The sequence below is a fragment of the Mucilaginibacter sp. 14171R-50 genome (genome assembly GCF_010093045.1).
In the GTDB taxonomy this organism is placed as follows: domain Bacteria; phylum Bacteroidota; class Bacteroidia; order Sphingobacteriales; family Sphingobacteriaceae; genus Mucilaginibacter.
Genome location: NZ_CP048115.1, coordinates 1766379 through 1787770 on the forward strand (window position 1 = coordinate 1766379; position 21392 = coordinate 1787770).

Genomic DNA, 21392 nt, shown 5'->3' on the forward strand with positions numbered 1-21392 from the left:
CTGCATAATGCTAACCAATAAGTTAAAATCACTCTTACTGCTATTGATGATATTGCTTTCGGCAAGGGTTGTTGCGCAAAACAGCCTTGGCGACCCGGTGCTTTATGAAGATTTTGGTTTCGGTACTAATTATACCCCACTTGGTCCTCCGCTAAAAGGCGATTACAGCACAATGAAATACGGCGGTGATGGCGGCAGGTGCCCTAACCCGGGGGCATATCTGATCTTGAACAGTTCGTCTAATTGTTATGGCGATAGTTTCAAAACCATCAATTTTGACCATAGCGGAGGCAGCCCATTTGGTTATTTGATGATGGTGAACGGCGACAGCAAGCCCGTAATATATTACACGCGTATTATTGAAGGTGGTAAGTTTTGCGGCGGCGCACGCTACCAATTTGCGGCCTATCTGAATAATATCAATAAAGGTATGCCCAGGCCCGATGGATATGTTGATGCCGATGTTAAATTTACTGTTAAATCATCAAAAGGCGCGATCTTGGGCACCTATACAACGGGCCCCATAGACCCTGACGATAGCTTTGTACAGTATCATGTTGATTTTAATGCACCGAACGATGGTTCTGATATTATAATCGAATTAAGCAATAACGCTTTAACCGGCACCGTTGGTAACGATTTTGCTTTAGATGATATTACTGTAAAAGCTTACGGCCCTGTAATAGATGTGGGTATTGGCACAGTAGCCGGCCCTGCGCCAATTAATACAACTCAATGCCTGGATGGCGGGCCAAAAACATACGTTCTAAAATCATTAGTCCATAACTATGCCTCGCCGCTTTACCAATGGCAGCTAAACTTTAATAACACCGGATGGAAAAATATCGACGGGGCAACAAATAAAGACCTGAACCTATCGACTACTTTTTTAAACCCTGCAGTTGGCAAATACCAGTACCGGGTTGGGGCTTTAAGCGCGCCGGGGACATCGTTAAACTGCCAGACGTTCTCGCAGGCTATAACGATCGACGTTGTTAAAAACCCTGATTACAAGTTACCTGATACAACCACTGTTTGCCAAGGCGAAATATTATCTATACATGCTGATGGCGGGACAGATTTTTACTGGACCCTGCCTGATGGGACCCACTCTACCGACCATTTCTTAAATGTAACTACCAGCGCCTCTAAAAGTAATGAAGGCATATACCAGGTTGTTATTTCGCGGGATGGCTGCTCATATACCACTCAAACCAGGGTGGTGGTAGGCGAGCCTTTAACCGTAACCGTTGATGATGCCTCGCCCGTAATATGCGAGGGCACTTCAGTACAATTAGGGGTGCACGGGGGGCTTAAATATAAATGGACACCATCTGCCGGGTTAGATCATGATGATATACCCAACCCTATAGCCAACCCAACCGATAACACTGCATATAATGTTTTGATAAGTAACGATGGCTGTACCAAAGAAAGAACTATTGTGGTGACGGTTTTAAAGTTACCCGTTGCAAATGCCGGTCCCGACAGGACAATGAAAGAAGGCGAACCCATAAAGCTGCAGGGCTCGGCCAGCGGGTCGAATATAAATATCTATTGGACACCCACCGAATATATGGACGACCCCACATCGCTTACCCCAAGGATAGACCCGCCGGATAGCAGAACGTATACCCTGCACGTGGAGTCGCCTGACAATTGCGGGATAGTAAGTGATGAGATGTACGTAAGGGTTTTTAAAAAACTTACCATCCCCTCAACTTTTACACCCAATGGCGACGGGATGAACGACACCTGGCATATTGATAAGCTGATAACCTACCCCGAGAGTGTGCTGTATGTTTATACACGGGAGGGGAAAGAGGTGTTCAGGGCCGTTGGTGACGCCAAACAATGGAATGGTATTTACCAGGGCAAGGCCTTGCCGGCAGGTGTTTACTACTATATCATCGATCTTAAAAATAACCTGCCAAAACAGGGCGGCTGGGTTATGCTGATAAGATAAAATAATTGAAGTATGCCGGAGCATTAAATGGTTACGCTTGTTGGCCAGTGCAAACGTTAAGCAACAATGCGCCGAAAATATAATTTTAATACAGGGACACGAACACCAATGCCAAGTAAAAAACACTGGTTATTATTATTAACCCTTATCATAGCATCTGCATCACACCTGAAGGGCCAGAACGGCAGCCTTGGTGACCCCGTGCTTAATGAAACCTTTGGCGTGGGCTCTACTTATAAACCTATAGGTGATCCTTTGCCTTCCGGCATTACAAATTTGCAGTTTGTGAAGGATAAGTGCCCGTCTGGCAGCGGCCAATATACGATTGCGTCCAGTTCTGGTGGCTGCCTTGGGGAAACCTGGCACGTCGTATCGCAGGACAGGACGAAACCCTCGCAACCTGCCGGATATATGATGATTATAAACGCGTCAGACAATCCCGATGTGTTTTATACACAAAGGATTCCGGGCAGCTTACTATGCTCGGGCGGCAAGTATCAGTTTGCCGTCGATATTTTAAACATCCTTCGAGATATGCCTGAAACGCAGGGGTATGACCAGCCTAACGTAAGCTTTATTGTAGAAGATGCAAATGGTAATGCTTTACAGCCACCTCAAAACACAGGCACTATATTAGCGACTGCAGGTGTAAATTGGGTTAACTATAAAGTTGATTTTACTGCACCAATTAGCGGAGATGTTGTAGTAAAATTAAAAAATAACACCTTCGGCAGCATGGGTAACGACCTTGTATTGGATAATATAACCGTTAGGCCGTATGGCCCTGAATTGGCTGTAGGTTTCACCACCCCCGAGGATAATTCAACCCGGGAGCTTTGCGTGGATAACGCCACAACACATTACAGTTTAGTTGCACAGCCCGTAAACAGTGTTACCGCTATATATCAGTGGCAGCGTAACGTTGATAATAAGGGATGGGAAAATATCCCGGGGGCTACATCGGTATCTATAGGGGTTAATGTGCCGCATACCAAAGGCACATACCGGTATAGATTAGGTGTTTTAACCGCGCCGGGTGTATCGCTAAACTGTCAGACTTTTTCGGCCCCGCTAACGGTAAATGTTAATGCTGTGCCAAAATACGACCTGCCGGCTGTTACCAATTTTTGCGAGGGAAGTACCCTGGAGTTTTTTGGCAACCAGGGGCAATCGTATGACTGGACGGGGCCGAACGGCTTTCACTCAACCAAACAAAGCCCCAGGATAGCGGACAACGCCAACCAGAGTATGGAGGGGATATATACCCTTGTAATAACAGGTGACGGTGGTTGCCCTTACATTACAAAAACCAAAGCGATTTGGCACCCCACCTTACAACCATCCGTAGAAAATGACAGCCTCACCATTTGTGAGGGCGATGTGGTGCAACTGCGTGCAAGCGGCGGTACTATTTACAAATGGTCGCCTGCCGCAGGCTTAGATCATGATGATATCAGTAACCCCATGGCAAGCCCTTCGGTTACTACAGCTTATACAGTCACTATAGGCAATGGAGGCTGCGAGCAACCCAGTACGGTAAGGGTAACCGTTTTAAAAAGACCTGTGGCAAAAGCGGGACCTGACCGGGGGATAAATGAAGGAGAACCGGTAACACTGCATGCTACGGCAATTGGGACCAGCTATTACTGGACGCCATCCCTTTATATGGACGACCCTTCATCGCTAACTCCAACGGTTAACCCGCCCGATAATCAAACTTATATATTGCATGTGCAAACGCCTGAATGCGGCATCGTTACCGACGAGGTGAACATAAGGGTGTTTAAAAAGCTTACCATCCCCTCAACTTTTACACCTAATGGCGACGGGATGAATGATACCTGGCATATTGATAAGCTGATCACCTATCCCGAAAGTGTGCTGTATGTTTACACACGGGAGGGGAAAGAGGTGTTCAGGACCGTTGGTGACGCCAAACAATGGAATGGTATTTACCAGGGCAAGGCCTTGCCGGCAGGCGTTTACTACTATATCATCGATCTTAAAAATAACCTGCCAAAACAGGGCGGCTGGGTTATGCTGCTGCGGTAAGCGCTCCTGCAACTATTCAGCAATATAAAAATGTACTTTAAGCACCCTAATAGCATAAACACATGTCATACCTTGGCTAAAAATTATATTTTTGACAACCCACCGTTTTTACAACAGCCCTATGCCGCTAACTAAACTAAGGCTCTTTTTCATGCTGACACTTTTACTTGGTAGTACACACGGGTGGGCACAAGTATGTACCGGCAGTTTAGGCGACCCTGTATTTACGTTTGATTTCGGCTCGGGCAATGAAATGAAGTTTCCAACCACGGGTTATTCTTTCCGTGGCGGTTCATGCCCCGACGACGGACAATACTCCATTTCAAAAACCGAAACGGGGTGCCACGATGATACTTGGCACAAAGTATTAAAAGATCATACAGGCAACGATGGTTACATGATGGTAATTAACGCAGATGCGGTTGCAGGGAAAGAGTTTTTTAGTAAGGAAACAACCATTGAGGGCACAAACCTGGGGGCATTATGTGAAAACACGACGTATGAATTTTCGGCTTATATATTAAACCTGATAAAGGCAGGCCAGTTTGGCTTTATCGAACCGAAGATCACTTTTATTATACAAACAACTACCGGCGAGATCATCAAACAGTCGGACCCTACAGACATACCGCCAACCGGCAACCCCGATGGGTGGGAAAAATATGGGGTATACTTTACTACCCCGCCCGGCGTAACAACAGTGGTAGTAAAAATGGTGAACAATGCCCCCGGCGGGGCCGGTAACGACTTTTTGCTTGATGATATCGCTTTCAGGGCATGTGGGCCTGTAGTAAAGGCCGGTATTGCCGGTGATGTATCGGTTACGCAAACTAATTTGTGTGCGGGTAACTCAAAAACGTATACTATCAAAGCCGAACAGCCGGCGGGTTATGCAAATGCTAAATACCAATGGCAGCAAAATTTAAATAACGGGCAGGGATGGAAGGACATGGCGGGCGAAGAAAGCCTGTCGCTTACGCTCGATTTCCCCGCCGGTAAGCCGGTCGGCACCTATCAGTACAGGCTTGGGGTAGCCGAGGGTGGAAATATCCAGTCGTTAAATTGTCGGGTATATTCAAACACGGTGACTATTGATATAACAGCATATCCTGATCCTCCCCAGCTTTTACCCCTAAATGTTTGCGAGGGCGATCCGTTCACTTTGACCGCAGCGGGTGGTGCAACTTATAAATGGACCGGCCCAAACCTGCCAGAAACTTCTGAAAACCCGCTGGTGATTGCCAATGCAGGCGCGGGTATGCAGGGCCGGTATACGGTCGAAGTAATATCGGCGGCTGGGTGTTCAACATTCAGGTACGTTGATGTTACTGTGAACCAAAAACCGGTAATACAATTGAGCAATGCCAACCCCGCTGTTTGCGGCGGCGATGGTGTCACCATCAGCGCATTTGCCACAGATGCTAAAACATACAGTTGGTTCCCTGTAAGCGGCTTATCCAACCCCAATATTGCTAACCCCGTAGCCAGCCCCGATGTATCTACACAGTACACCGTTACCGTTACCGCTAACAATGGCTGCGTTAGTACGGGGATGGTGCTGGTAACAGTGAAAGACCGGCCTGTGGCCAGCGCTGGTGAAGATAAAAAAATATTTGAGGGGCAATCGGTAACGCTGGAAGGAAAGGTAAGCGGCAGCGTCTTGAACTATACATGGTCTCCACCCGATTTTCTCGACGATCCGCACTCGTTAACGCCCGTAGCAACACCTCCCGTTAATAAAACGTATACCCTCACAGTTACGTCGGATAACGACTGCGGTATTGCCGAAAGCAGCGTATTTATAAGGGTTTACAACAAGTTAGTGTTACCAAGCACCTTTACCCCCAATAACGACGGCGTGAACGATATTTTGAATATTGAAGCATTACAGACCTATCCTGAGAGCATCATAACCATTTATACCCGCGACGGCAAACAGGTATTTCGAAGCAAGGGCTACAGTAAACCGTGGGACGGTAAATTTAATGGGAGCCCCCTGCCTGCAGGTACTTACTATTATGTTATCGACCTGAAGAACGACACGCCCACGCGGTCGGGGTGGGTAATGCTGATGCGGTAATGCTAAACAGTAATATTTATTTAAACGAATAATTTATACCTGCCTGTATGAAATTGTTATTTATAAAAAAATCGCTGTTGCTGTTTACATCACTGGTAGTTAAATAAGCTACAGATATGTCTATCTTTTTATTGATGATGATCCCGGCTTTTAACGCAAAACTGGTAAAGTACTTATTCAACCTGAAAAGCTCATCTGGTTGGTGGTCAAAATCGCTGCCATTTTTTTGTATCAAACCCTTGTCAACGTACTGTGCGTATGCCATCTGAAAACCCAACCCGGAATAAAACTTAAAATTTTGCGCGTTATATAAATTATAAAGCACCTCTGGCTCAATAGAATACATTATCTGTGTAAAATGATAAACGATCTCATCAGACGGCGACACCAGATTTGGATAATATGATTCGTATTTATTTGCGCCCACTCCTAACTCGATACGGAAGGCAAGCGCCTGAGTATTTTGATCCATGAAAAAGTTGAAACCGCCGGTAACTCTTGGCAATACCGATGTGTGCGTTTGGCCGTCAACTTTATTGTATACGCTTCGTGTTTGATATAAAGCTACATTAACACCCGCACCTGCATAAAAATAATTTGCTTTGATTGTGTTATCCTCTTTAACGGTTTTAAAATTGTTTAGCTTACTCACTATTGATAACATGCCCGGGTAACTATACTCGCTTCTTTGTATGTATATATTCAATTTAGCATCAAGCAGATTGTTCTTACTGGCTATAACACTAAGCTGTTTTCGATATGTATTTTCTTCAATACTGCTGTTCTGCCTGTCGGTTGAATGATACGTGCGGTATATAAGTTCAGTGGGCCCCTGGCTGCCTTCGCTTATAAAGTACCGGGCCTTAATGCGGTCCTGGTAGCTGTAAAGTGTTACAATATTGCCTTTTTGAAGCACCTTTAAAAAGATCTGGCCGTTCGTGAACGAGGTATCGCGGCTGTCGGGAAGTCTGTCACCGCTGATCTCATCGGTTGAAACAGGGCCGTTATAGGTTTTATAAGCGGCTAAGCCTGCTATTTCAAAGCCTGCTACATCTGCAGGGGTTATCTTGCTTTTATCACTGTTTAGCGCGGCTTTAAATTCTATGGTTGCGGGGTTTTCGCCCCATTCACGGTAATTGATATACCCCCGCGTGGTATCGCCGTTGTTATTCAGGAGGTAGCCGGGCTTATAGTTGCTTTGTGCAGAAAGGCATAAAGAATGTAGTACGAGGATCGCTACACAGTAAAATTTCTTCATTTTGTACTTAAGGCTTGGTTGTTAAATATATATATTAAACTTAAATAGCGGTTGCTGGTCAGATGCTTGCTTAGCGTTTGCAGGGTACAATAGTTTGGTTGATGCTTACAATTTGCCAAACACCTGGTAACCTATAAAAACAAACAGTGCCAGGGCAAAGGCTAGCTTGAGATAGCTTTTTTTCTTCTTTACAAGTACCGGCTTGTCTATACCGTTTATTTTGGATGCAACATCAACAACACTGTGCTCACGGTATTCTAAACCGTCTAACTGCTTTTGCAGGTCATCGTCAAGGCGGCCATACTTTAAAGCAATCGACCTAAGTTGCTGTATAAACACATTATCCGTTTGGGTGCGTACCGGGTCTGTTGCCTGCACACTTGGCTTTATGTATACCATGTATATCAATTCTTGCGGCGTGGCATCCTTCTCACTTACAAAGTAGCGCGTTTTAACATTGTCAGCGTAAGCATACAGCGAAATATTTTTACCGGCTTGCAACACTTCCAGGAATACGGTATCCAGTTTGGTTGTTGTGTCCTTCGCGTATAAATGGTTCTCGTCTGTGGTAGCCAGGCTTATGCGGCAGATATGCCGTTTATAGGTTACTGCGCTTTCAACCGTAAATTGATCAATATCGGCAACTGTAAATTTCCGGGCATTATCGGTGCCATGGGTTTTAAAGGAAACTACACGTGGGTTGTTATCCCATTCGTGCTCCTCAATAAAACCCCTTAGCGTATCACCTTTCAGATCTATAACGTAGCCGGGTTTAAATGCTCTTTGCGAAAAACAAACAGATGGGAGTAAAACTGCTGATAGCAGTATATAGTACAGTTTCATAATTGTGATAATAGCCGGCGTGAATATAAGAAATATGCGCCAACCTGTATGGTTTATTCAGATGCTAAAATCTGATAAACTTATCTATTTGCTCGTTGGTAAAGCGCAGGGTATCTTCGGCTGTAAGGTTGCCTTGTTCGTCCATTTCTTTACGGATAGATGCAATGTGTAATTTCAGGGGCATAACTTGCAGGTTAAGGTAATGGCAAACCCCTGTAAAATGATCGATGCCACGGATGTTGCCATACTTGCCCGATGATAGCCCTACCAGCGCCGCTTTTTTATCATAAAAGCTTTCGGGAAAGCTGCACGCGTCAACAAAAACCTTTAAAACGCCTGGGTAGCTGCCATTATATTCGGGGATGATAAAAAGGAATTTTTCGGTAGCTGTTATCTGGTTTTGTATGGTGGTAAAAGCTTCGCTGCGCTTGCCGTAAAGGTCAGTTTCTATCAGGTTGGGCGGCAGCTGCGTCAACGACAGTAAATTAGTTTGCATCCCCTTTGCCGCAAGTTGCCTTTGATAATACTGCGCCAGTTTAAGGGTTGAACTGTTAGGGCGATTTGTTGAGGCTATGATAGTTACCATGTTATTAGTGAGTAGTGAATGCAGAATGGCGAGCAGTTAGAATTACAAATTTCAGAACAGGTTCAATAGCGGTTTTAACCAACTTGTTAACTAATCTCCACTCACTAATCACTACTTAAACCAAATCCCACAATGTTTGTAAGTTGGCAAAACTGTTAATTTCTCAATTATTTAAATCCGTATCTTTAGCGGCGGATAAAAAACAATACAAACATAGAAATTTCTGTTTCTGTTTTTCGTTGTAATAACCGCAGATATAAATTTTTGAGACACAGATGAGTAAAATTATTGCTTTAGCCAATCAAAAGGGTGGGGTTGGAAAAACCACATCATCAATAAACCTTGCCGCAAGCTTAGCCGTGCTGGAATATCGTACCTTACTGGTTGATGCAGATCCGCAGGCTAACTCAACCTCGGGTATTGGTTTTGATCCGCGCAATATCAAAAACAGCATCTACGAGTGCATTATAAACGATATTAATCCCCATGATGCCATCCAAAAAACCGAAACACCAAACCTTGACCTTCTGCCAGCGCATATAGACCTGGTTGGGGCCGAGATAGAGATGATAAACCTGCCCAACCGCGAGTATAAAATGAAAGCTGTATTAGAAAGCGTGCGGGATGAGTACGATTTTATCATTATAGATTGCTCGCCATCGCTCGGACTGATCACCATCAACGCCCTTACTGCGGCCGACTCGGTAATTATACCGGTACAATGCGAATACTTCGCGCTTGAAGGCCTGGGCAAACTGCTTAACACGATTAAAATTGTACAGTCGCGCTTAAACACAGCTTTGCAGATAGAGGGGATACTATTAACCATGTACGATGTGCGCCTGCGCCTTTCAAACCAGGTGGTTGACGAGGTTCGCACCCATTTTGAAGATATGGTATTTGATACCATTATACAACGTAATACCCGCTTAAGCGAGGCGCCAAGCTTCGGTATATCAGTGATTATGCACGATGCAAACTGTAAAGGTGCCGTAAACTATTTAAACCTTGCCCGCGAAATTATCCGCAAAAACGGCCTGGTTAGCAACGAGGAACTGGCAACCACGGTAACAGCTTAAAAAGATGAGTACAGAAAAAAGAAACGCTCTTGGCAAAGGGTTAAGCGCCCTGTTAAACGATTCGCCAAGCGTACTTCCATATAAAAGCAATAATGCCGGCGAAAAGGTTAATTCAAGCTCTGTTTCTGAACTGGATAGCCTTGGATCTGTCAATGAGATCAGGATCAGCGAAATAGAAGTTAACCCTTTTCAGCCCCGCACAGAGTTTGACGAACAGGCCCTTGCCGACCTGGCAGCTTCAATAAAGCTGCAGGGATTGATACAGCCTATCACCGTACGTAAAGTAAGCGCGCATGCCTATCAGCTCATATCGGGCGAGCGCAGGCTGCGTGCATCGAAAATTGCCGGTCTTACCCAAATACCGGCTTACGTGCGTACCGCCAACGATCAGCAAATGCTGGAGATGGCGCTTATAGAAAATATACAGCGCGAAAACCTTAACGCAATTGAGGTTGCACTTAGCTTTCAGCGCATGATTGATGAGTGCAGCCTGAAACAGGAAGAGCTTGGCGATCGTGTCAGCAAAAACCGGTCTACCGTTACCAATTACTTAAGGCTGCTGAAATTGCCGCCTGCTATACAGGCGTCGTTACGGGATGGGGCCATAACTATGGGCCATGCCAAAGCACTTTTAGCGGTTGAAGATCCTGCCGCGCAGCTTTACATCCACCAGCAGATCATCAAACAGGAACTATCTGTACGCAAAGTGGAGGAGATGGTAAGGGAAATGCAAAAGGCCCCGGTAAAAAAGGAGGGCAAACAGCCCGAACCGCTCTCGTACCAGTTGCAGAAGGTTGAGGATGACCTCGCTTCAAAATTCAGCACAAGGGTTAAGCTTAAAGTTACCAGCCAGGGCAATGGATCGATAGAAATACCGTTCTTATCCGAAGATGATCTGGGGCGTATACTCGAAATGCTGGATTGGTAAACTATGTTAAAGCAACTTTTAACTACTGTAATATTTTTATGCTTTGCCTTTTTTGCAATGGGCCAAACCCCCGATACCGTTGCCGCCAAACCTAAACCCGATACAGCAGTTATTAAAAACATTGATACCGTTAAACGCACTTCGTTTGCGCCAAAAATCAAAAAAGAAAAAGAGTATCACCCGGATAGTACCCATAAGCCCAGCCTGGCTGTAAAGCGGTCGCTTTTTGTGCCCGGGTGGGGGCAGGTATATAACCACAGGTGGTGGAAAGTCCCCCTTATTTACGCGGGACTTGGCATGCTGGGTAACGCAGTAATTGTTAATCTGCGCGATTATAAAGTATTTTTAGCCCTTGCAAAGATTACGCGCACGGGTGGTATACCCGAGCCCGGCAGCCCCTTATATGCATCGTACATTAAGTATAAGCGCGAATACGATTTATACGTGGTGAATTATGGCGCATCAAACCCCGACCTGGAGAACGCCGCCAGCGGTTACCAGCGAAACTTTCAGATAAGCATTTTAAGTATCATCGCCGTTTGGGGTGTGCAGGCCATCGATGCTTATATCGATGCAAAGTTCATCAGCTCGTATACAGTGGATAATAATTTATCGATGAAGGTAGCGCCTACCCTTGTGCCGCAGCCCATGTATGCCGCAAATTTTAACAGTGCGTTTATTCCGGGTTTAAAATTTACCTTTACGCTTTAAATGTAAAAGCACACACCAATGAAAATTGCATTGTTAGGTTACGGCAAAATGGGTAAGATAATCGAAAAGATAGCCCACGACCGGAAGCATGAGATCGTACTAAAGATAGATTACGGCAACCTTAACGAACTGACCACCGAAAACCTGCAAAAGGCTGATGTAGCCATTGAGTTTAGCACACCATCAACCGTTTTGGGGAATATTGAAAGTTGTTTTAAGGCAGGTGTACCTATAGTGGTTGGTACAACCGGTTGGCATAACGAAATGGCGCAGATAAAGGAACAGTGTGCATATCATAAAGGATCGTTCATATACGCAACCAATTTTAGCGTAGGCGTTAATATATTTTTTCATGTAAATAAAGTGCTTGCGCGGCTAATGAACAATTACCCGTATTACGATGTTCAGGTGGAAGAGATACACCATACGCAAAAGCTCGATTCGCCGAGCGGTACGGCCATTACCATTGCCGAGGGTATTATTGACAGCCTGGACAGTAAAAAGGAGTGGAAGAACGTTTTGATAAGCGATGATAAGCCTGACGATGAAATGGTTGCCGCCGATGAGGTGCTTATAGAATCGTTAAGGATAGAGAACATACCCGGCACCCATACCGTTATTTACGACTCGGAGGTGGATACCATTGAGTTTAAGCATACCGCTCATAACCGCAATGGATTTGCCCTGGGAGCGGTGCTTGCGGCCGAATGGATAAAGGATAAAAAAGGATTTTATTCTGTTGAGGATATGTTTGATTTTAATAACTAATTTGCTGCCCAATATTTAAGTGATGAACTGGAAATTCTGGAACAAAAATAAATCTAAAGATAAAACGAAGAAAAAAAAGAGCGCCGCCCGCGAGTGGACCGATGCCATTATTTTTGCTGTTATAGCCGCTACGCTTATCCGTACGCTTTTTATTGAGGCATACACCATACCAACCCCATCAATGGAGCGTTCGCTTTTGGTGGGCGACTTTTTGTTTGTAAGTAAGGTAAACTACGGCGCGCGCACACCTATAACGCCCCTGGCGTTCCCGTTTGCGCACCATACCATGCCTATAATTGGCACGAAAGCCTATTGGGATGCCATTAAATTGCCATACTACCGTTTACCGGGCTTAAGCGAAGTTAAAAAAGGCGATGTAGTGGTGTTTAACTACCCCATGGAGGCCGATTCGCCGTTTTACAGGCCGGTGGATAAACGGGAGAATTATATTAAGCGTTGCCAGGGTACACCCGGCGATACCGTAAGGATAATTAACGCGCAGGTTTATGTAAATGGGAAGGCCGCTCCCAACCCGCCGGGCGCGCAAACCGATTATACCATTACTACCAACGGCACAGATATAAACCCGCAGATATTAAGCGACCTGGAAGTATCTAACTACGAAAATGTACCCTCGCCTACAATGACCAAAAGCGCCGCCGAGAAGTTAAAAACATATTCTAACATCAAGTCGATAACCCCAAATTACAAACCGCCCGGCATTGCCGATCCGCTTAACCCGGTGTTCCCGGCGGCATACCCTAAGTATAAGCTCGACCCTAAAAACAAGGATTTTGACTGGAACGTAGATAATTACGGCCCTATCATTATCCCTAAAAAGGGATGGACGGTGAAACTGGATAGCTTAACTTTACCAGTTTATGGCCGCGCCATTGAGGTTTACGAAGGCAACAAATTAAAGATAGAAAATGGCAAGGTGTTTATTAATGATAAGGAAGCTGCGACCTACACCTTTAAAATGAACTATTACTGGATGATGGGGGATAACCGCCATGATAGCGCCGACTCGCGCTACTGGGGTTTTGTACCCGAAGACCACATTGTAGGTAAGGCCTTGTTTATATGGATGAGCTGGGACGATAATGCATCCTTTTTCAGCAAGATACGCTGGAGCAGGTTATTTATGGGCATCCACTAAACAGACCTGTTCAAAATATTCGAAGCCCTGTTCGCAAGAACGGGGCTTTTTTGTTCGGGGGCTATTCCCCAATATATTTTAAGCCTATAATCGCCCTGGCATCATCTATCATCTTGATCATCCGCCTTGACATATCGTGCGTAATAACCGGGCTCTCCACCGCGCCCGACCTCATCAGATCAACAAAGTGGGTTATCTCGTAGTTCAATCCGCCGGCAGTGAAAGGTTCGTTAATTTCTACTATACGCCCGTCAAGGTAATCAATAGTGGCCTTTGCAGGGTTCCACCAATTTTTGTGAATGGTGATATGGCCCAGGGTGCCGCATATCAGGGCGTCGCCCTTGCCATGCAGATCAAACCCGCCATACAGTTGCGCGTAGCCGCCCCGGTGCCGCGTCTGAAATATACTGAACATATCAACCTGCAGCCCGCTAAAGCGGCCCATAGCCTGTATTTCCTCGGTTTCGCCAAGCCAGTCTATCGCTAAAAAAGCTTCGTATATCCCTATTTGCATTAAGGCTCCACCTGCCAGTTCGTGACTAAAGTTGGGATGATCGCGGCTAATATCCGCTACCGACGAGCCCGCCCTTACGTAGCCCACCGGCCCAACCGGATCGTGCTGTAGATGTTCTTTCAGTTTTTTATAGAGGGGGTAAAAGGGCGGTTTCATACCCTCCATAAATAATAGGCCGGTTGATTTGGCTACTGCAAGTACTTCGTTAAGTTGCCCTAAGTTTAGCGTTGCAGGTTTTTCGCACAAAACATGTTTACCGGCATTCATGGCTTTTATACTATAGTCGGCATGGGTATCGGGCAGCGTAGCTATATAAACCGCGTCAATATCACTTGCTAAAAGCTCTTCGGTGCTGCAGCAGGCCCTGCCACCGTATAGTGCAACAAAGGCGTCAACCGTTTCGGCCCGGCGCGAGTACGAGGCCGCAAGTACATTGCCGGGCAAAGCACTTAACCCCTGCATAAACCTGTGTGCTATACGTCCGCAGCCAATAATACCCCATTTTGTCATGTTGTAAAAGTCTTAAGTTGGGTCTTTAGTCGAAAGTCAAAAATGCGATTTAGTTTTCAATAAAAAAGCCCTAAGCTATTGGCTTAAGGCTTTCTGACTAAAGACTTTCGCTTTAAGACTTGTTACTGGTACTGGATATAAATAGGGTAAGGGCTGTACCGTGATAACACCTCTTGCGGGGTCAGCATGTGGTGGGGCGCTTTCTTAATATCATTTTTGTAAAATAGCTTAAAGCCTGTAAACTGTACGGGCTCCTGGTTTATAAAGTAACGGTAAGTGCCTGTTTTAAGGTCTGGTTCGCCCCAGCCGTCCATATCCATCACTATCTGCACTTCGGGGCGCAGTTTGATGTTTTTATAGTTAGTAACCATCTTTTTTGTAAAGCGGTGTACAACTAAAATTTTTGGCGGCAAACCGTTCTTTTTAACAATATTGGCTAAATAATTTGATACATAGTTTACATCGGCGGCATCGTAAGTACCAATTTTTTTGCCCGGTTTGGTACCGTCTTTCATCGAAAATTCAGGGTCCATACCAAAATGCACCTGCGGCATTTTCAAATATTTTTCAAATAAGGGCAGTTCGGCCTGTATATTACTTAATGCAACCTGAACATCTAAAAATACTATAGCGTGCGCTTTTTTAGCCAATGCTAATACACTATCTATCTGTTTAAACGGCATTCGGTAACGGTATTTACCATCCTTACCGCCATCGCCCTGGGCAACTACAGCAATATAGTGCAGCGCCGGTTGTACGGGCGTTTTAGGATCGGCTTTTTCCCAGGCCTTTACTTCGCTTTTTAGTTTAGCAAGCATTTCGTTTGGCGGTAATTCTCCCAATATCCCCATCCTTTTCGAGTACAGGTTGCCGTAAAAAGCCACTACCCTTTTAAAAGGCAAAATTGCGCCGCCTAATGGGTAAGGCTGGTTTTTAACCGGCCAGCGACCGCTGGTATCGGTATGGGCATTAAATTTTAACAGCTCATCGTATTTGGCTTTGTCGGTTGGCGGGTAGCTCGACTTAACAACGCTCACAGTGTCGGCTTCTTCGCCTGTTGCTTTTGCGGTGGTATCGGCCTTTTTGTCGGCGGTTTTGCTGCCGCTGCTTTGGCTGCAGGCCGTAAATAATACTAATGAACATACCGCGAACAGAGCGGAAAAAACTACGCTTTTCAATTTCATAGATAAATGGGGTATTTGAGTGTGTGTGTGCCGGCTTTTTTCAGCCTTGTTAAATATAATGCTTGTAAAGATAAAAATAGATAGGACCTTAGCTTTTATTTTTATAAAATTTTCCGAATACCCCTAAAGGTAATTTAGGGCCGGCAGTGGCTTGCAGGTAAAGCTCGCCAATTTCAAGATTTTGCACTTTTGGGTACGCGTTTTTGATCAGGTTTTCGATGATCACCGACGAGAAGCCAAGCGAGTAGGTATTCAGGATCAGGAAATGCTCATCGGGATCGAGCAGTTGCATCACATCGCTCATCATTTCGTTGATGTTATCTTCCAACTTCCATTTTTCACCGTTGGGGCCGTTACCATAAGCTGGTGGGTCCAATATAATGCCGTTGTAGGTTTTACCGCGTTTTACCTCACGTTTCACAAATTTAAGGGCATCCTCAACCATCCAGCGTATATCCTTTAATCCCGACAATTCCTGGTTCTCGTTTGCCCAGGTAACCACTTGTTTTATCGAATCCACATGCGTGGTATCGGCGCCCGCGGCTTTGGCAATCAGCGATGCGCCACCCGTATAGGCAAACAGGTTAAGTACCCTGGGTGTCGGCGTTTTAAATTTTTTGATGTTACCCGATATGTAATCCCAGTTAACGGCCTGTTCCGGAAAGATGCCCAGGTGCTTAAACGAGGTTAAGCCCAGGCGAAATTTGATGGCTACATCATTGTTTTTATATTCGATGTGCCAGCGGTCGGGTGTTTTTTGGTCTTTCTTTATCCAGTCGCCCGCGGTTGCGCTGCGGCCCTTAAATTTTATATGGTGCAAGCGTTGCCACTCGGCGTTGCTTAAGGCTTTGCTCCAAACGGCCTGCGGCTCGGGGCGTATCAGTATGGTATTGCCAAACCTTTCCAGTTTTTCAAAGTCACCGCAATCTATCAGCTCGTAATCTTTCCAGTGGGTAGGGGTAAGCAGTTGGATCATGTTTTTTTGAGTCCGAAAGTCGGATAAGACCGAAAGTCGGGAAGTGTTTTAATAGTTAATTGCCAGAACAATATAAAGCCGCAAATTTATACAATCTAATCGAGCTTTCGTCCTTCTTGCGGACTTTCGGACATCAGACTTCCCGACTGAAGCTACAGCTTGTCCTTAGCCGCCTGCATAAACTTACTGGCAAATACAAACTCGTTCAGCTCTTTATTATCGGTCTTGGCAATTTCATTGTTGCTGCCTTCCCACCATTTCTGGCCCTGGTGTAAAAAGATGATGTGGTCGCCTATGCCCATTACCGAGTTCATATCGTGAGTTACAACAACGGTGGTCATGTCATACTCTTTGGTAAGGTCGTCTATCAGTTCATCTATCAGGATAGAGGTTTTTGGGTCGAGGCCCGAGTTTGGCTCGTCCACAAACAAAAATTTTGGCTGCATGGATATGGCCCGGGCAATCCCTACACGTTTTTTCATCCCGCCCGATAGTTCAGCCGGGTAAAGTTTGTTCGTATCCTTCAGGTTCACCCGTTCCAGGCAAAAATTGGCACGGTCGCGTTTTTCAGCTATCGATTGATCGGTGAACAGGTTTAGCGGGAACATGATATTCTCTTCAACCGTCATACTATCAAATAAAGCAGAGTTCTGGAAAAGCATCCCTATTTGCGTGCGTATGGGCACACGTTCGGTAAAATTCATCTCGGTAAAATTGTCGCCCTCAAAAAACACTTCGCCTTTTGTGGGTTCGTGCAGGCCCACAATACATTTCAGCAGGGTGGTTTTACCCGACCCCGAGCCGCCTATGATAAGGTTGTTTTTGCCGGTTTGGAAGGTGGCGCTGATGCCCTTAAGCACCTCGTTATCGCCAAAAGTTTTATAGATATCTTTAATTTCGATCATAGCATTAAACTGGTGATCATAAGGTCAGCAAATAGTATCCAAACACAACTGTAAACCACACCCGCAGTTGCCGACTGGCCCACCTCAAGCGCGCCGCCCTTGGTATAAAAGCCCTGATACGAGCAAATAGAAGCTATGATGAACCCAAAAACAAACGCCTTAACCAATGCCACTCTAACGGTAAGTCCGTCAAAACCTTCGTTTACACCCATTAGGTAATCAGCAGGGGTAATATCCCCGGTAATGATACAGGCTATATAACCGCCGGTAATACCCAGGCATATAGCAATAATTACCAGTACGGGCACCATGGTTATACTGGCTATGATTTTGGGCGATATTAAATAGCCCGGCGCGTTAACACCCATTATCTCCAGTGCATCTATCTGCTCGGTTACCCGCATGGTGCCAATGTTTGATGCGAAGTTTGAGCCCACACGGCCTGCCAGTACCAGCGACGAAATAGTGGGGCTAAATTCCAGGATATTGGAGTCGCGCGAGATGCTGCCTGCAATACTGCGGGGCACCAGCGGGCTCGATAGCTGGAAGGCGACCTGAATGGTGGTTGCAGCGCCTATAAATAACGAAATGATGCTGATGATACCCAGCGAGCCAATGCCTACCGATACCATTTCGCGCATAACCTCGCCCCAGTAAACACTGAACTTTTCGGGTTTTTTAAAACTTAAACGTAATAAGAGTATATATTTTCCTAAGCTTTGAAACATTTGAAACTGTGAAATCCGGTTAAAAATACATTTTTTAATATTAAGCTATATTGGCGGTTCCAAATCGTTCAAAATAAATTGGATATTTATATATGAAAAACGCCCTAATTACCGCTGCAACAAAAGGCATTGGCCGTGCCGTTGCCATCGCTTTTGCTAAACAAGGAATAAACCTGTCAATTTGTTCTCGGAACGAGCAAGATTTAACAGATTTTAAACAGGAGCTTGAAAATATTAACCCGCAAATTACGGTGGTGACCATGGTAACCGACTGCAGTAAGCGCGATGAACTACGAAATTTTGCCGAATTCACCGAGAAAAAGCTGGGTTTCGTCGACATTATTGTAAATAATGTGGGCATGTACAAGCATGTTTCTATACTTAACGACAGCGAAGATTCTTTCCAAAAACAGATAGACACTAACCTGATGCCCGCCTACGAACTATACCGTTTCTTCGGTGAAAGTATGGTTTCTGTCGGTAAAGGGCATATATTCAATATATGCTCGGTAGCGGCTATAAACCCCATAGCGGAGGCAGGTGTGTATAGTGTAACTAAATATGCACTTTTAGGTCTTAATAAGGTAATGAGGCTCGAGATGCAGAAACATGGTATAAAGGTAACAGCAGTGATCCCGGGGTCGACATTAACAGACTCGTGGAAAGGGATGGAGGTTGATGAAACCAAAATGATACTGCCCGGAGATGTAGCATCGGCAATTGTAAACATATTGAATATGAGCGCCGGCGCAAATGTTGATGAACTGATCATAAAACCAGCATCGGGCCAGATATAATAACCAAGCACTTAAACTAAAAGATAATGGAAAAGAAACTTTACAGAGACGAGCGCCACAAAACAGTAGGTGGCGTTTGCGCAGGCTTAGCCGAGTATTTTAATGTAGACGTATCGGTTGTACGGGTAGTATTCGTATTGGCCGTGTTTTTAAAAGGCGTTGGCATACTGCCATACATTGTACTGTGGATAGTACTGCCAAAACGCCCGTTCAACTACAACGACCCAACCTTTAAGCCGGGGGTAACACCCGGGTATAACCCCAATTACGGCCATGGTTTTAGAGATGTGCATGTAGATTATACCGTACCCCCGCCACCAATGCCAGGGCAGCCATTTACACCGTATACACCAAAAAAGTCATCAAACGTGGGTGTAGTGTTCGGGATGATATTGATAGGCCTCGGCGCCATATTTTTGCTGGACGAGTTTGACATTATCCCCGACTGGGACTTTGAAAAATTATGGCCGGTAATACTGGTAGCCATTGGCGCTACCCTGTTGTTTGGCAGTAAAAAACAGCCTTGGGAAAAAGAAGGCTGGCATGCCGAAAAAAAGGAGGCTGATTTTACCGCCGAAACCAAGGCTGAAGCAACCGACGAACAATCAAACGATAACCCTACAACCGTATAACCATGAAAAGCGATAAAATTATACCAGGCCTTATCCTGGTGCTGTTAGGAACCACGTTCCTGTTAGATAATTATCATGTGATCAACTTTCATTGGGCCAGCTTGTGGCGCTTTTGGCCGATATTTTTGATCATGGGCGGCGTAAACCTGGTGTTTGCCAACAACCGCAGTAACTGGGCGCTCGCCGTAAAAATCGGCGTTGTGCTGTTAGGCTTTGCGCTGATATTGTTTGTGCCTACAAGCCGGTTTTATCCGTTTAGCAACAACTGGCATTTTAACGACAAGGGCTGGTACAAAGATAATGGCGACTACGACGATGATGATGACGATGATACCAGCGATAGCAAAGGCGTTGTTAAGGTTGAAGGCAGCAGCACTTATACCGAGCCTTTTACACCCGGCACCACGGCTGCCAAACTGAATATAAGCGGCGGCGGTACGCTTTATACGCTAAAGGACACAACAAGCGAGCTATTTTCGGCAGTAACTAAAGAGCGCTACAACAGGTACATATACACCCACACAATGGAAGGTAACGTACCGGTGCTTACCCTGCACATGAAGGATAAAAAAGGCCATATCCAATGGGATAGCGATAACGGCAATTCGGCAGCCATTAAACTGAATGTAAACCCGGTATGGGACATTAATGTAAAAGCCGGCGCAACCGAACTGGATTTCGACATGTCACCATATAAGGTACGCAATTTTGTGATCAATGGTGGCGCGGCATCATTCCATGTGAAGCTTGGGCAACCATTGGCAACTACAAATGTTGAAGTTTCAACAGGAGTATCCGAGGTAGAGATAAAGGTGCCTGCAAACGCGGCCTGCCGTATTACCACAAACTCGGGTCTTTCATCAAGCGAGTTTAACGGGTTTGATAAAAAAGGCGATAACGTTTACGAAACACAAGGTTTCGGCGCGGCAACCAATAAAATGTTTATTCACTTAAAAGGTGGCGTGTCTGACTTTAAGGTAGTTAAATACTAATAATTTATTGCCGGATGGGTACGCTAATGTTTACTTTTGAAAACTATGCAACCATCCGGCAATAAAATTTTACACCCTTCCGATACCGACCAGTATATACTGGTCATCAACGGTAAGCCAAATGGCCCGTTTAGCATAGCCGAATTAAAAGAGCGTAAAATTAAGCCCGGCGATTTTGTAAAAACCGCCGACATGGACGACTATAAGGAAGCCCATGAAATTGCTGCATTAAGGCAGCTTTTTGGTTTTAACAGGCAGCCATTACCCATGCAATACTTCGGCAGCTTTGACCAGCGCGCCATTGCCGCCGTTATCGATTGGCTTATCGTATTCGCGGCGTTTATTATGGCGGCATTGGTTGTATTGCTTATATTGCTGCTTGCCCTGCCCGGCGATGAAAATAAAATTATACGTATTGGTATTACCGCGGGCATTGTAGCATTAACACCCATCGGTAAGATCATCTATAACGTTAAAATGGAGGCCGGCCCCACACGTGGCACCTTTGGCAAGCAACTGATGAAGATACGTGTATGCGACCTTTACGGCGAGCAAATTACCGCTGCACAGGCCATAGGCCGTAACCTGGGTAAATACCTGTCCACAGCTACTTTTTTTATAGGTTACCTAATGTGTTTTTTTAGCCAAAAACAACAATGCCTTCACGATATGCTGGCCGATACGGTGGTAATTAAGGACAGATTGGATAGTTGATTTTGGTTAT

At 45.3% G+C, this 21392-nt stretch carries 20 protein-coding genes; 12 read left to right on the top strand and 8 right to left on the bottom strand.

The window, feature by feature from the left end:
• Positions 1-7: 7 nt before the first annotated feature.
• The 3 genes from GWR56_RS08175 (at position 8) to GWR56_RS08185 (ending at position 6098) form a co-directional block, all read left to right on the top strand.
• Entirely contained in the window at positions 8-1966 is a 1959-nt protein-coding gene (locus GWR56_RS08175; RefSeq protein WP_162430631.1) for a gliding motility-associated C-terminal domain-containing protein, read from the top strand.
• Between the two features lie 108 nt (positions 1967-2074).
• A complete protein-coding gene (locus GWR56_RS08180; RefSeq protein ID WP_162430632.1) occupies positions 2075-4018 on the top strand; it encodes a gliding motility-associated C-terminal domain-containing protein in 1944 nt (647 codons plus the stop codon).
• A 151-nt stretch (positions 4019-4169) separates the two neighbouring features.
• Positions 4170-6098 (top strand): gliding motility-associated C-terminal domain-containing protein, encoded by a 1929-nt coding sequence (locus tag GWR56_RS08185; protein WP_162430633.1) that lies wholly within the window; start codon positions 4170-4172, stop codon positions 6096-6098.
• Between the two features lie 16 nt (positions 6099-6114).
• Here the strand turns inward: GWR56_RS08185 and GWR56_RS08190 are convergent, their stop codons facing one another.
• The 3 genes from GWR56_RS08190 to GWR56_RS08200 form a co-directional block, all read right to left on the bottom strand.
• Positions 6115-7356 carry a hypothetical protein gene (locus GWR56_RS08190; protein ID WP_162430634.1) on the bottom strand — a complete coding sequence of 414 codons (1242 nt, stop codon included), beginning with the start codon at positions 7354-7356 and terminating at the stop codon, positions 6115-6117.
• A 105-nt stretch (positions 7357-7461) separates the two neighbouring features.
• Positions 7462-8199: a hypothetical protein gene (locus GWR56_RS08195; protein WP_162430635.1), complete on the bottom strand. Its 738-nt coding sequence runs from the start codon at positions 8197-8199 to the stop codon at positions 7462-7464.
• Positions 8200-8263: 64 nt separating this feature from the next.
• Positions 8264-8785 carry an NADPH-dependent FMN reductase gene (locus GWR56_RS08200; RefSeq protein WP_162430636.1) on the bottom strand — a complete coding sequence of 174 codons (522 nt, stop codon included), beginning with the start codon at positions 8783-8785 and terminating at the stop codon, positions 8264-8266.
• 275 nt (positions 8786-9060) lie between these two features.
• Here GWR56_RS08200 and GWR56_RS08205 point away from each other — a divergent pair, with 275 nt between their 5' ends.
• Genes GWR56_RS08205 through lepB form a run of 5 tightly spaced genes read left to right on the top strand, consistent with a single transcriptional unit; the run spans position 9061 to position 13430 of the window.
• Positions 9061-9864, top strand: coding sequence for a ParA family protein (locus GWR56_RS08205; protein WP_162430637.1), 804 nt, complete (start codon positions 9061-9063; stop codon positions 9862-9864).
• Between the two features lie 4 nt (positions 9865-9868).
• Positions 9869-10792, top strand: coding sequence for a ParB/RepB/Spo0J family partition protein (locus tag GWR56_RS08210; RefSeq protein ID WP_162430638.1), 924 nt, complete (start codon positions 9869-9871; stop codon positions 10790-10792).
• Between the two features lie 3 nt (positions 10793-10795).
• Positions 10796-11503, top strand: a complete 708-nt coding sequence (locus tag GWR56_RS08215) for a DUF5683 domain-containing protein (RefSeq protein WP_162430639.1) — start codon at positions 10796-10798, stop codon at positions 11501-11503.
• An 18-nt stretch (positions 11504-11521) separates the two neighbouring features.
• Positions 11522-12271: a 4-hydroxy-tetrahydrodipicolinate reductase gene (dapB, locus tag GWR56_RS08220; RefSeq protein ID WP_162430640.1), complete on the top strand. Its 750-nt coding sequence runs from the start codon at positions 11522-11524 to the stop codon at positions 12269-12271.
• 22 nt (positions 12272-12293) lie between these two features.
• A complete protein-coding gene (lepB, locus tag GWR56_RS08225) occupies positions 12294-13430 on the top strand; it encodes a signal peptidase I (RefSeq protein ID WP_162430641.1) in 1137 nt (378 codons plus the stop codon).
• A gap of 61 nt (positions 13431-13491) precedes the next feature.
• Here the strand turns inward: lepB and GWR56_RS08230 are convergent, their stop codons facing one another.
• From GWR56_RS08230 to GWR56_RS08250, 5 genes are all read right to left on the bottom strand, one after another.
• Positions 13492-14454 (bottom strand): Gfo/Idh/MocA family protein, encoded by a 963-nt coding sequence (locus GWR56_RS08230; RefSeq protein ID WP_162430642.1) that lies wholly within the window; start codon positions 14452-14454, stop codon positions 13492-13494.
• 122 nt (positions 14455-14576) lie between these two features.
• Positions 14577-15638: a hypothetical protein gene (locus tag GWR56_RS08235; RefSeq protein WP_162430643.1), complete on the bottom strand. Its 1062-nt coding sequence runs from the start codon at positions 15636-15638 to the stop codon at positions 14577-14579.
• 88 nt (positions 15639-15726) lie between these two features.
• Positions 15727-16614, bottom strand: coding sequence for a class I SAM-dependent methyltransferase (locus GWR56_RS08240; protein ID WP_162430644.1), 888 nt, complete (start codon positions 16612-16614; stop codon positions 15727-15729).
• Between the two features lie 152 nt (positions 16615-16766).
• On the bottom strand, positions 16767-17519 hold the full coding sequence (locus tag GWR56_RS08245) for an ABC transporter ATP-binding protein (protein ID WP_162430645.1): 753 nt from the start codon (positions 17517-17519) through the stop codon (positions 16767-16769).
• Positions 17516-18247 carry an ABC transporter permease gene (locus GWR56_RS08250; RefSeq protein ID WP_162430646.1) on the bottom strand — a complete coding sequence of 244 codons (732 nt, stop codon included), beginning with the start codon at positions 18245-18247 and terminating at the stop codon, positions 17516-17518. The genes GWR56_RS08245 and GWR56_RS08250 overlap by 4 nt, the downstream gene beginning before the upstream one ends.
• 92 nt (positions 18248-18339) lie before the next feature.
• Between GWR56_RS08250 and GWR56_RS08255 the strand changes: the two genes are divergently transcribed.
• The 4 genes from GWR56_RS08255 to GWR56_RS08270 are packed head-to-tail and all read left to right on the top strand — an operon-like array spanning position 18340 to position 21382.
• Positions 18340-19044, top strand: coding sequence for an SDR family oxidoreductase (locus GWR56_RS08255; protein ID WP_162430647.1), 705 nt, complete (start codon positions 18340-18342; stop codon positions 19042-19044).
• Positions 19045-19070: 26 nt separating this feature from the next.
• On the top strand, positions 19071-19676 hold the full coding sequence (locus tag GWR56_RS08260) for a PspC domain-containing protein (protein ID WP_162430648.1): 606 nt from the start codon (positions 19071-19073) through the stop codon (positions 19674-19676).
• A 2-nt stretch (positions 19677-19678) separates the two neighbouring features.
• Entirely contained in the window at positions 19679-20668 is a 990-nt protein-coding gene (locus GWR56_RS08265; protein WP_162430649.1) for a LiaI-LiaF-like domain-containing protein, read from the top strand.
• 45 nt (positions 20669-20713) lie between these two features.
• Positions 20714-21382 carry an RDD family protein gene (locus GWR56_RS08270; protein WP_162430650.1) on the top strand — a complete coding sequence of 223 codons (669 nt, stop codon included), beginning with the start codon at positions 20714-20716 and terminating at the stop codon, positions 21380-21382.
• The last annotated feature ends 10 nt before the right edge of the window (positions 21383-21392 follow it).